General features: G+C 60.6%; 11 protein-coding genes. 4 read left to right on the top strand and 7 right to left on the bottom strand.

All coding sequences use genetic code 11. The features are described from left to right. Positions 1-68: 68 nt before the first annotated feature. Entirely contained in the window at positions 69-1,064 is a 996-nt protein-coding gene (gene dusA, locus LVY71_RS09850; RefSeq protein ID WP_283842519.1) for a tRNA dihydrouridine(20/20a) synthase DusA, read from the top strand. Between the two features lie 2 nt (positions 1,065-1,066). Here the strand turns inward: dusA and LVY71_RS09855 are convergent, their stop codons facing one another. From LVY71_RS09855 to LVY71_RS09870, 4 genes are all read right to left on the bottom strand, one after another. Next, positions 1,067-1,585 (bottom strand): TIGR02281 family clan AA aspartic protease, encoded by a 519-nt coding sequence (locus LVY71_RS09855; RefSeq protein WP_235099614.1) that lies wholly within the window; start codon positions 1,583-1,585, stop codon positions 1,067-1,069. A gap of 16 nt (positions 1,586-1,601) precedes the next feature. Beyond that, complete coding sequence (locus LVY71_RS09860; protein WP_235099615.1) at positions 1,602-1,814, bottom strand: DUF1289 domain-containing protein; 213 nt, start codon at positions 1,812-1,814, stop codon at positions 1,602-1,604. 41 nt (positions 1,815-1,855) lie between these two features. After that, positions 1,856-3,439 (bottom strand): sensor histidine kinase, encoded by a 1,584-nt coding sequence (locus tag LVY71_RS09865; protein WP_235099616.1) that lies wholly within the window; start codon positions 3,437-3,439, stop codon positions 1,856-1,858. Positions 3,440-3,699: 260 nt separating this feature from the next. Continuing rightward, a complete protein-coding gene (locus LVY71_RS09870) occupies positions 3,700-4,569 on the bottom strand; it encodes an NAD(P)-dependent oxidoreductase (protein WP_235099617.1) in 870 nt (289 codons plus the stop codon). 171 nt (positions 4,570-4,740) lie between these two features. Between LVY71_RS09870 and LVY71_RS09875 the strand changes: the two genes are divergently transcribed. The 3 genes from LVY71_RS09875 (at position 4,741) to LVY71_RS09885 (ending at position 8,396) form a co-directional block, all read left to right on the top strand. Continuing rightward, positions 4,741-5,883, top strand: coding sequence for an Mrp/NBP35 family ATP-binding protein (locus tag LVY71_RS09875; protein ID WP_235099618.1), 1,143 nt, complete (start codon positions 4,741-4,743; stop codon positions 5,881-5,883). Positions 5,884-6,043: 160 nt separating this feature from the next. After that, positions 6,044-7,132, top strand: a complete 1,089-nt coding sequence (locus tag LVY71_RS09880; RefSeq protein ID WP_235099619.1) for a TRAP transporter substrate-binding protein — start codon at positions 6,044-6,046, stop codon at positions 7,130-7,132. A 175-nt stretch (positions 7,133-7,307) separates the two neighbouring features. After that, positions 7,308-8,396 (top strand): TRAP transporter substrate-binding protein, encoded by a 1,089-nt coding sequence (locus LVY71_RS09885; RefSeq protein ID WP_235099620.1) that lies wholly within the window; start codon positions 7,308-7,310, stop codon positions 8,394-8,396. A gap of 86 nt (positions 8,397-8,482) precedes the next feature. On the opposite strand, the gene LVY71_RS09890 is transcribed toward LVY71_RS09885, so the two are convergent. The 3 genes from LVY71_RS09890 to moaA all read right to left on the bottom strand — a co-directional run bounded on the left by LVY71_RS09890 (position 8,483) and on the right by moaA (position 12,250). Continuing rightward, positions 8,483-10,327, bottom strand: a complete 1,845-nt coding sequence (locus tag LVY71_RS09890) for a TRAP transporter large permease (protein WP_235099621.1) — start codon at positions 10,325-10,327, stop codon at positions 8,483-8,485. A gap of 40 nt (positions 10,328-10,367) precedes the next feature. Continuing rightward, entirely contained in the window at positions 10,368-10,964 is a 597-nt protein-coding gene (locus LVY71_RS09895) for a TRAP transporter small permease subunit (protein ID WP_235099622.1), read from the bottom strand. A 248-nt stretch (positions 10,965-11,212) separates the two neighbouring features. Next, a complete protein-coding gene (moaA, locus tag LVY71_RS09900) occupies positions 11,213-12,250 on the bottom strand; it encodes a GTP 3',8-cyclase MoaA (protein WP_502797549.1) in 1,038 nt (345 codons plus the stop codon). Between the last annotated feature and the right edge of the window lie 53 nt (positions 12,251-12,303).

Genomic DNA, 12,303 nt, shown 5'->3' on the forward strand with positions numbered 1-12,303 from the left:
GTACAATTTCGTCTAATTTGCAATGCATACGGTCCTGCTTCATCCCATTGATGTCATAAGGTAAGTATTTGAAAAATATAGAATTTATATTTTCCGTCGCGCCAATGATGGACTGGACTGACCGGCATTGCCGCGTGTTCCACCGTCTGCTGTCGCGCCGTGCCCGGCTCTATACCGAGATGCTGACCACGGGGGCGATCATTCACGGCGACCGCGAGCGGCTCCTCAGCTTCGATGCCAGCGAACATCCGGTCGCGCTCCAGCTTGGCGGATCGAATCCACGCGATCTCGCGGAAAGCGCGAGGATCGGCGAGGGCTTCGGCTACGACGAGATCAACATGAACGTTGGTTGTCCGTCGGATCGTGTGAAGGGCGGGAATTTCGGCGCATGCCTGATGGCTGAGCCGCAACTCGTTGCAGACTGTGTTGCGGCGATGAAGCAGGCTGTCAAAATTCCGGTCACGGTGAAATGCCGCATCGGCATCGACGATCAGGACCCGGAAATTGCATTAGATACGCTCAGCCGCTCGGTGATTGCCGCAGGAGCCGACGCGCTTGTGGTTCATGCGCGTAAGGCATGGCTCAATGGATTGTCGCCCAAGGAAAACCGCGACATCCCGCCGCTCAATTATGACCGCGTCTATCGCCTCAAGGCGGCGATGCCGCATGTGCCGATCTCGATCAATGGCGGCATCGCCACCATTGCCGACGCGAAGACGCACCTCGATCATGTCGATGGCGTGATGCTGGGCCGCGCGGCCTATCAGGAGCCGTGGCGGCTGCTCAGCGTCGATCCGGAATTGTTTGGTGAGGCCGCGCCGCACACGACCATGCACGACGCCATCGAGGCGCTGATGCCCTATATCGAGCGCGAGCTTGCCGCCGGAACGCGGCTGCATTCGATCACGCGACACCTGGTGGGTGCATTTCATGGCGTGCCCGGTGCGCGAGCGTTCCGCCGTTATCTGGCCGAAGTGTGCACGAAGCCGGGGGCGGGGACGGAGTCGTTGCGCGATGCGCTCCGGATCGTGGGACAGCGCACGGACGCATCGATCGCAGCGTAAGGTTATGGATACCCGCGCAGCATCAGCTTGTCGGGGCGGACTTCCCAGCTTTCCAGCCGGTTGAGAAAGCTCATGCCGAGCAGGTTGGATTTCATCTGGCCGCGCGGCACCACAAGCGCGGGCACCGAACGCTCCACCAGCTTTCCGACAGCGAGGCGATCGAGCGTCAGCCGTGCCGCGCGTACGCGGCCGCCAGCCGTTTCCACATCCACATTGTAGTCCAGCAATTCCAGCGGCAATCCCGCGGCCTTCGCCGTCTCATAGGTCAGCACCACGGAGGTCGCGCCAGTGTCGATCACCATCGGCGTGCTGACGCCGTTGATTTTTGCCCGCAGCGAGAATTCACCGCTGTCGCTGCGGGCGACTTCGACGGCGCGCGGGGGCTTGGCGCTTAGGAGGGTGCGGTCCGTGGCGCGGATCAGCGCGCCTTTCATGCTGGCGAATGCGACGGGGTGCGACATCGACAGCAGGAAGCCCACGGTCGTCATAACGATAGCAAGGATTGTGAGCGCCCGCATCATGCAGCACCCGCTGCGGTCAGGATCCGGTCTTGCGATCGGCACGTGACGCGCGAATCGGCAGCCCCGCGTCCTGCATGCGCTGATGCAGTGTTGTCATCACGGCCAGCCGCTCCGCGCTGTCCATTGCGTGCCAGCGCGCGATCTCGGGCAGGGTGCGCCCGCAGCCCAGACAGAGCTTGGCCTTCGGATCGATGAAGCACACTGCGATACACGGCGTTTCTTGTTTCATGTCTGGTACTGAGGGACATTTTCATCGCTCGCGCAAGATGCTTAGAGGCCGGTTCCTGCATTCATGATCGGCTTGTAACGGGGGCGGCTCTTCTCGCCGGTCAATGTCTCGGGTTGCAGCGGCGGCGAGTCCTCGCGCATCGGCGCCAGCGCCGTCATCACACGCTCCGGCGGATAGGTGACGATCACTTCGGTGCCGACGCGCAACGTGGACTTGAGTGTGAAGGTGCCCCCGTGCATGTCGATCAGGCTCTTCGCGATCGGAAGACCAAGGCCTGCGCCCTGTTCGGCGGACTTGATCGAGTTTGATCCCTGACCGAACGAGGCCAGCACCACCGGGATTTCATCCTCGGCGATGCCGGAGCCGGTGTCCTTGACGCTGAGATACTGTCCGCCGGACGCGGTCCAGCCGACCTTGAGCCAGATTTCGCCGCCGGGAGGTGTGAACTTGATCGAATTTGACAGCAGGTTAAGCACGACCTGGCGGGTGGCGCGCTCGTCGCCCCACAGTTTCGGCATGTCCTGTTCGAAGACTTCATGAATGGTGATGCCGCGGCTGGAGGCGCGCAGTTTCAGCAGGTGATGACAGTCCGCGACCACGTGGACCAGCGACACCGGCTCCTCGTTGAGTTCGTAACGGCCGGCCTCGATGCGCGACAGATCGAGGATTTCGTTGATGAGGTTGAGCAGGTGGACGCCGGAGTTATGAATGTCGGCGGAATAATCCTTGTAGACCTCGACGGCGTGCGGGCCGAAAATCTCACTCTTCATCACCTCGGAGAATCCGAGAATGGCGTTTAGCGGCGTGCGCAGTTCGTGGCTCATCTGCGCGAGGAAGCGCGATTTCGAGACGTTGGCGGACTCGGCGCGATGGCGCGCTTCATCCGAGATCGCCTTGGCCTGTTCCAGTTCGCCGATCAGCGCATCCTTCTCGGCGCGCGCTTCCAGCGTGGCGAGCGTCGTTGAATGCAGGCGGTGGGCGAGCAGGGCAAAGTAGCCTTCGGCGGTAATCGCAAGTGCCGCGAGAATGTAGTCATCGAAGGTGCCGCGCAGAACGAAATTCACGGCGATGGCTGCCGAGACCGGAATTGTCGCAGCAAAGGCTGCGATCGGCAGGCTCGCCGCCAGCATGCTTGAGACGGCAATGACCAGCAGCATCACGAACAGCATCAGCGTGTTCGAAACGACGTCGATGCCGGACGGATGAATCAGGACGACCGTCCATGCCAGCCCGTAAATCAGATCGAGAGCAACGAAACGTATTCGCCAGGTTCGGGTGACGGCGGGAGTGGATGACGTGACCGCAAGAAATTTCGAACAGAAGCGGATGACGATGGCGTGGATCGTGAGAATTCCCGCAGTCCAGATCACCGCAGCGACCGGCGGAATCCAGAAGCTGCACAAAATTCCAGACGCCACCACAAGCAGGATGACGACCAGAGAAGCCGAGACGCGGGTCTGCGCGTATTGACGCAGCAGTTCGTGGTCGAAGGCGGGCCTTGTGCCGCTGGTCGAGGTCAGCCTGTCGCGGGCTTCGCGCACGCGCTGGGAGGCAGCCCGCCGGTTGCGCGCCGGCGTTTCCGCTGAGGTCGCGGCGGGCTCTTTCCTGTCGGCGGACTCGCTCATTTACGCAACAAATTCCTGAACAACGTGAATGCTGCGCCCGGGCCGCACGCGCAACACTGCTGCCTGCTATTTCTGGCGCTAAATCATTAAGAGGTGGCTTAAAGATCAATTTAATCGGGTTAAGAAAGTATGAATTTCAGCCCTTCCGGCGAGATTTCGGTGGGCCGGTCCGATCCCATGTTCATGGGGATTTTAGGAAAGTGGAAAAGCAAAAGGCGGCACGGTTTCCGTGCCGCCAGCGCTCGTTCGATGGGGCGATATTATCGCTGCAGCCGGGCCAGCAGGCTCGACGTATCCCAGCGCTTGCCGCCCATGGTTTCAACTTCGGAGTAGAAATTATCGACCAGCGCGGTCACCGGCAGGCTGGCGCCGTTGCGGCGGGCTTCCGCGAGGCAGATCGACAGATCCTTCCGCATCCATTCGACGGCAAAACCGAAATCGAACTTGCCTTCGTTCATGGTCTTGTAGCGATTATCCATTTGCCAGGACTGCGCGGCGCCCTTGGAAATGGTGTCGATCACCGCCTGAACATCGAGGCCGGCTTTCTTGGCAAAGTGAATCCCTTCAGCCAGACCTTCGACAAGGCCCGCAATGCAGATCTGGTTGACCATCTTGGTGAGCTGGCCGGAGCCGGCGGGGCCGAGCAATTTGCACATCCGGGCATAGGACGCGATGACGGGCTCGGCGTTCTTGTAGGCGGCTTCGGTGCCTCCACACATCACCGTCAGCACGCCGTTTTCCGCGCCTGCCTGACCGCCTGACACCGGCGCATCGACGAAATGAAAGCCGCGCTTGGTCGCTTCGGTACCAAGTTGCCGGGCGACTTCAGCCGAGGCGGTGGTGTGATCGACGAAAACTGCGCCCGACTTCATGGCGGCGAATGCACCGTCGGCACCGATGGTGACCGCGCGGAGGTCGTCATCGTTACCGACGCAGGCCATCACGAAATCCTGACCTTCCGCCGCAGCCTTCGGGGTCGCCGCGGCGCGGCCGCCGAATTTCTCCGCCCATGTCTTTGATTTAGCCGCGGTGCGATTGTAGACCGTGACCTCGTGGCCGCCCTTGGTGACCAGATGGCCCGCCATGGGGAATCCCATGACGCCGAGACCGAGAAATGCGACTTTTGCCATAGCGTGAACTCTTTGAATTGCTGGGATTTTGACCGGATTTCGGAACGGGACGACGGCAACAGCTATGCGATTGCGGTGCCCGGGCGCAAGGGCGTTGACGGGGCAGGTGACGCGCGTATGAAGGCCGCCGAGAGCGGCGGCCGAACGCAACCGCACGCAGGGAGATATGTTGTGGCTGTCGATAAGGATCAGGTTCTTACGGCCCTGCGCGCCGTGACATCGCCGCGCGGTGTTCCGCTTCCTGATGCGCGGGTGCTGTCGGAGATCACCGCTTCAGATGGCAAGGTGTTCTTCTCGATCAACGTCGATGCCAATGAGGCTCGGGCGTGGGAAGACGTCCGGGGCAGGGCAGAGGCGGTGGTCCGCGCCATTCCCGGCGTCACCACTGCGCTGGTTGCGCTGACGGCGGAGCGCCGGCCCGGTTCCGCGCCCCCGGCGCAGCAACAGCATTCGCATCAGCAATCGCATGGCGTGAAGCCGGTCGCGCAGCACCGCCCGCATGGCGCGCCGGGCGACTCGCCGATGGCCAAACAGGCCGCGATTCCCGGCATTACTTCCATCATCGCTGTGGCATCGGGGAAAGGCGGCGTCGGCAAATCGACCACCGCGCTCAATCTGGCGCTGGGGCTGCGCGATCTGGGTCTGCGGGTCGGCTTGCTCGACGCAGACATCTACGGCCCGTCGGTACCGCGCCTGACCGGCGTGCAGCAAAAGCCGACGGTCAACGAGGCCAACAAAATGATTCCGATCACGCGTTTTGGGCTGCCGCTGATGTCGATCGGGTTTCTGGTCGCGGAAGACACGCCCATGGTGTGGCGGGGGCCGATGGTGATGTCGGCGATCCGGCAGATGCTGTGGGATGTCGCGTGGGGCGAACTCGATGTGCTGGTGGTCGACATGCCGCCCGGCACCGGGGATGCGCAATTGACGCTGGCTCAGCAGGTGCCGCTGAAAGGCGTGGTGATTGTCTCCACGCCACAGGATCTGGCCCTGATTGATGCGCGGCGCGGGATCGCCATGTTCGAGAAGGTCAATGTGCCGACCCTCGGCATCATCGAGAACATGAGCTATTTCCAGTGCCCGGAGTGCGGCACGCGCTCGGACATTTTCGGGCATGGCGGCGCGCGTCACGAGGCGGAGCGGCTCAAGGTGGCATTCCTCGGTGAAATCCCGCTGCACATGTCGATCCGCACGGCGTCAGATGCAGGCGCGCCGGTGGTCGAAAGCGAACCCGGTGGCGTTCACGCGGGGATCTATCGGGAGATCAGCGCCAAGATCAAAACCCAGCTTTCCGGAATTGCCGTATCCGCATAACGGGTGAAAGGGAGGGAATTCCGGTTTTTTCGGCCCATTCGACTTTCGTTCAATTCCGCAAAAGGCCGAGGTTCCAGCATTTTCCGATACCGGACTTCCGTGCTAGAGACCGCCCCCAGAGGGATTTCAAAAAGAAACGCCCCCCAAAAGGAGATGCCTAATGAAGCGTCGTGATTTTTTGAAAGTATCTGCTGCCGGAGCCGCTGCGACCGCTGTCGCTTCGCCGGCCATTGCCCAGTCGTCGCCTGAGATCAAGTGGCGCCTGACCTCGAGCTTCCCGAAGTCGCTGGACACCATCTACGGCGGTGCCGAGCAACTGGCGAAGCAGGTCGCCGAAATGACCGATAACAAGTTCCAGATTCAAGTGTTCGCTGCTGGCGAAGTTGTCCCGGGGTTGCAGGCTCTCGACGCGACGTCCAACGGCACCGTCGAAATGTGCCATACGGTTTCCTACTACTACGTCGGCAAGGATCCGACCTTCGCGATCTTCGCGTCGGTGCCGTTCGGCCTGAACACCCGCATGCAGAATTCGTGGCTCTATCAGGGCGGCGGCAACGAACTTGCCAACGAGTTCTACAAGAAGTACGGCGTCATGGGTCTGCCCTGCGGCAACACCGGCACGCAAATGGGCGGCTGGTTCCGCAAGGAGATCAAGACCGTCGCCGATCTTCAGGGATTGAAGATGCGCATCGGCGGCATCGCCGGTCAGGTGCTGGCCAAGGTCGGCGTCGTGCCGCAACAGCTTGCAGGCGGCGACATCTATCCGTCGCTGGAGAAGGGCACCATCGACGCCGCCGAGTGGGTTGGTCCATACGATGACGAGAAGCTTGGCTTCAACAAGGTTGCGAAGTTCTATTACTATCCGGGCTTCTGGGAAGGTGGACCGACGGTTCACGCCTTCACCAACCTTGAGAAGTTCAACGCGCTGCCGAAGAGCTATCAGGCGATCCTGACCAATGCGGCCGCCAACACCAACACCTGGATGACGGCGCGTTACGACCTGCAGAATCCGGCTGCGTTGAAGCGCCTTGTCGCGAGCGGCACGCAGCTGCGTCCGTTCACCAACGAAGTGCTCGACGCCTGCCTGAAATCCACCAACGAGCTGTGGGCGGAAATCTCCGGCAAGAATGCCGACTTCAAGAAGGCGATCGACGCGATGCAGGCCTACCGCTCGGATCAGTATCTGTGGTGGCAGGTGGCCGAATACACCAACGACAGCTTCATGATCCGCTCGCGTACCCGCGGCTGACCGCATAGCCATAACCGTTCGGACGAGCCCGGCCTCCGCAAGGAGGCCGGGCTTTTCTTTTGCAGTGCGGTCGCTGGAATCGGCATGGAAATTGGAACCCGCTTGTTCCATGCTCAGGTCAAGCCTCAACAAAGAAGAAGGTGGTGCACACACAATCACATTCAGGGAGCACTCCATGAAACGTCGTGAGTTTATCAAGGTGGCAGGCATCGGGGCGGCAGGCGCCGCGGTTGCTTCACCGGCCATCGCTCAGTCAATGCCGGAAATCAAATGGCGGCTGACTTCCAGTTTCCCGAAATCGCTCGATACCATTTACGGCGCGGCCGAAGTGTTCTCGAAAGCCGTCGCGGAAGCCACCGACAACAAATTCCAGATTCAGGTCTTTGCGGCTGGCGAGGTCGTGCCGGGCCTGCAAGCGCTCGATGCGGCGTCCAACGGCACCGTCGAAATGGCGCATACCGCCGTTTACTACTACGTCGGCAAGGATCCGACTTTTGCATTGGCCACGGCCGTGCCGTTCGGATTGAACAGCCGCATGCAGACCTCCTGGTTGCAAGTTGGCGGGGGGGCCGAATTGCTCAATGACTTTTTCAAAGGTTTCAATGTCGTCGGCTTCGCGGCCGGTAACACCGGCTGTCAGATGGGCGGATGGTTCCGCAAGGAAATCAAGGAGCCTTCGGACTTCAGCGGGTTGAAAATGCGCATCGGCGGTTTTGCCGGAAAGGTGCTGACCAAGCTCGGCCTTGTGCCGCAGCAGGTGGCCGCCGGCGATATTTATCCGTCGCTGGAGAAGGGCACCATCGATGCGGCGGAATGGGTCGGTCCTTACGACGACGAGAAACTCGGTTTCCAGAAGGTCGCCAAATACTACTATTATCCCGGCTGGTGGGAAGGCGGGCCGTCGCTGCATAATCTGGTCAATCTGGCGAAGTGGGAAGCGTTGCCGGCGAGCTACAAATCCATCATCAAGACGGCATCGTCGCTTGCCAACGAGACCATGCAGGCGCGTTACGACGCCTACAATCCGCCTGCGCTGAAGCGGCTGGTGGCCGGCGGAACGCAACTGCGTCCGTTCTCGCCGTCGATCATGGAGGCGTCCCTGAAGGCTGCGAACGAGGTTTACGCAGAAACCTCGGCGACCAATCCGAACTTCAAGAAGATCTACGAGAGCATGGCCGCGTTCCGCAACGATCAGTACACTTGGTGGCAGGTGGCGGAGTTCGCTTTCGATAACTTCCAGGTGCGCTCGCGCACGCGTACATAATCGCCTGTCGAATACGGACCGAAGCACAAAAAAGCCCGGCCTCGATGAGGCCGGGCATTTGGTTGGAAACGGTCAGGAACGAAGCCTTACTTGATACTCGGTGGACCGAAATCGAGCGCCGGCATTTCCTGCTGTTGAATCTGGATGTCGACCTTGCTCGGATCGACCGTCGATAGTGCGCCTTTATAGTGCATCACCATCGCCGGGAAGGCGATAACTAGTCCGACCATGATGACCTGAATAATGACGAACGGCACCGAGCCCCAGTAAATCTGGCCCGTGGTTACTGGCTCCATCCGCTTGCCGCTGATGCGATCAGTGTATGCCTCCTTCGGCGCGACGGAGCGCAGATAGAACAGCGCGAAACCGAATGGTGGATGCATGAAGGAGGTCTGCATGTTCACGCCGAGGATGACGCCGAACCAGATTAAATCGATTCCCAGCTTTTCGGCTGCGGGGCCAAGCAAGGGGATGACGATGAAGGCGAGTTCGAAGAAGTCGAGGAAGAAGGCCAGAACAAACACGAACGCGTTGACGAAGATCAGGAAGCCGGTCTGGCCCCCGGGCAGGGCGACCAGCAGTTCCTCGACCCAGCGATGGCCATCGACGCCATAGAAGGTGAGGGAGAACACGCGCGCGCCAACGAGAATGAAGATCACGAAGGCGGAAAGCTTCGCGGTGGACTCCGCCGCCTGTCGCGTGAGGTCGAATGAGAGCCGCTTCTTCATCATGGCCAGAATTATCGCTCCGGCAGCGCCCATCGCTCCGCCTTCGGTCGGAGTTGCGACACCAATGAAGATAGTACCGAGCACGAGGAAGATGAGACCGAGCGGGGGCACCATGACGAACACGACCTGCTCGGCGAGCTTCGAGAGGAGTTTGAGACCTGAAACCCGATTGATCACGGCCAGCACGAAAGCCGCTGCCACCACGATGGACATGGTGAGCACGACATAGTCCGCGCCGGCCTTGACCTCTGTGAAGCGCATGATTTCGAGGGCGATCGCGGTGGCGCCGACCAGCACGAGGAACAGCGATAGCGTCATGGTGCGGATGATGCCGATGAACGGCTTGAAGAACAGGCCCATCAGAATGATGAACCAGAAACCATGCAGCACCGTCGGGTTTTCGGATATCTTGTTGAAGACGGGCGAGGTCCAGTCGAACAGCCCGAGCTTGACCACGAAAAAGTAGGCGGTCCCGGCGGCCGAAATCGCCGCGAGCGGCAGAATCACCGGATGCTTGGCCGTTTCCGGTTCGCGCAGGGTTTGCGCTTCGAGCGGCAGGCCGGGAGTTGCTTGCGGGTAGAAGGTTGCGACTAGGAAAATATAGACCGCGTAAAGGATCGACAGCACGATACCCGGGATGAATGCGCCCTCGTACATGTCACCGACCGAGCGGCCGAGCTGGTCGGCCATCACGATCAGCACCAGCGACGGCGGAATGATCTGCGCCAGCGTGCCCGACGCGGCGATCACACCGGTTGCGACACGGCGATCGTAGCCGTAGCGCAGCATGATCGGCAGCGAGATCAGGCCCATCGAGATCACGGATGCCGCGACGACGCCGGTGGTCGCAGCCAGCAACGCACCGACGAAGATCACCGCGTAGGCAATGCCGCCGCGTATGCTGCCGAACAATTGCCCGATAGTCTCAAGCAAATCCTCGGCCATGCCGGATCGTTCGAGGATCAATCCCATGAATGTGAAGAATGGAATTGCCAGCAGCGTCTCGTTGTTCATGACGCCGTAGACGCGTTCGGGCAGTGCCTGAAGGAAGTCGGGGCGGAACAATCCGAGTTCGATGCCGATGAAGGCGAACAGCAGGCCGTTGGCGGCCAGTGAGAACGCCACCGGGTACCCGAGAAGCAGGAACAACACGAGCGACGCGAACATGATCGGCGCCATGTAGTGGATGAACATAGCCGCCATCAGGAATCTCTCTCGTTGCGGGCTGTGACGGCGAAGCCGGTCATGGTTTGTCGGGGGTGATGGCTTGGGCCAGCTTCAGGGCTTCAAGCTCGGCAATCTCGTGCGCGCTCAGCGCGTGCGCGTTCGGATCTGGCAGAAGGCCCTGCATCACGGCGGCGCGCTTGATGATCTCAGAAACAGCCTGAACCAGCAGCAGCGCGAGGCCGATCATGATCAGCGACTTGGCTGGCCATTGCGGCAAGCCGCCGGCGCTGAACGACTGTTCGTTCTGATGGAAGGAGACCAGGAAGAAGGGAACCGATGTCCAGATCAGGATGATGCAGAACGGGACGAGGAAGAGCACATGGCCGATCATGTCGATCCAGCTTCGGACCTTCAGCGGCAGGGTGTGATTGATGATGTCGATCTTGATGTGCTCGCCGTTAAGCAGCGTCCACGGCGAGCAGAGCAGGAACACGACGCTAAAAAGCACCCATTGCAGTTCGAGATAGGCGTTCGACGACACGTCGAAGACCTTTCGAATGATAGCATTGGTCGCTGAAATGATCACGGCGAGCACGATCAGCCATGACACCCAGCGGCCGACGAGCGTCGTGAACGCGTCGATCGCGCGGCTCAATTTGAGAAGCGATTGCAAACCCCATCCTCCCGAACCTGCCCCTGCGTTGCTTGGCTCTGCCGGGACCGAGAGGGTGACGGCATGCCGGCTTTTCCAGCCGGGGGCGCATAAAGCTGCCGAACCAAATCAGCGGGTTACGCTGCCGTCAATTGGAAGTTTGGAGATTTCATGAAGGAAAAAAGGCGGATCATGCGCCATCGGGCGTTTTCCGCAATTTATGGCTGGGAGGCGGTTCGATCCGGCAATTTTCGTAATTTTCGTAACGTTCAGCCGCCAGTCACGCTCATGTGCCGGCTGACGCTCGGCCGATTGTGGCGGCGGTCGATGATGAAGTCGTGCCCCTTCGGCTTGAGGCCGATGGCGCGGTCGATCGTGTCGCTCAACAGATCGTTGTCGGCTGAGGCGCGGAGCGGCTTGCGCAAATCGGAAGCATCTTCCTGGCCGAGGCAGGTGTGGAGGGTGCCGGTACAGGTAACGCGGACGCGGTTGCAGGATTCGCAGAAATTATGGGTCATCGGCGTGATGAAGCCCAGCCTGCCGCCGGTCTCGGCGACGCGAACATAACGAGCCGGCCCGCCAGTGTCGTCAGGCAGATCGGTCAGGGTGTAGCGGCTGGCGAGGCGGGAGCGCAGCAGCGATAGCGGCAAATATTGATCGATCCGGCCTTCACCAATATCGCCCATTGGCATGACTTCGATGAGCGTCAGATCCATGTCCTTGCCATGGGCCCATTCCATCAGTGCGGGGATCTCGTCCTCGTTCAGATTCTTGAGCGCCACCGCGTTGACTTTGACCTTGAGGCCGGCAGTACGGGCTGCCTCGATACCGCGCAGCACTTTGTTGAGATCGCCCCACCGGGTGATTTCGCGGAACTTTGTGGCGTCGAGGGTGTCGAGCGAGACATTGATGCGGCGGACGCCATGATCCTTCAGTTCGGCGGCGAATTTCTCAAGCAGCGAACCGTTGGTGGTCAGCGTCAGCTCATCGAGTGCGCCGCTATCGAGATGGCGCGACAGGGACTTCACCAGCGACATCACATTGCGCCGGACCAGCGGTTCGCCGCCGGTCAGGCGCAACTTGCGGACGCCCTTGGCGATGAAGGCCGAACAAAGCCGGTCGAGTTCTTCGAGGGTGAGCAGGTCGGACTTCGGCAAAAACGTCATGTCCTCCGACATGCAGTAGAAGCAGCGAAGGTCGCAGCGGTCGGTCACCGAGACGCGCAGATAGCTAATCGACCGTCCGAAAGGATCGATCATTGGGGAAATGGCCGATTTTTCCGGAGAACCGGTAAGAGGTCCGCTCATTCGGCGTGCCTTGATTGTCGTTTCACCCGGCCAGTCGCGCATGCCGTGGCATC

Source organism: Bradyrhizobium sp. G127 (assembly GCF_021502575.1).
In the GTDB taxonomy this organism is placed as follows: Bacteria; Pseudomonadota; Alphaproteobacteria; order Rhizobiales; family Xanthobacteraceae; genus Afipia.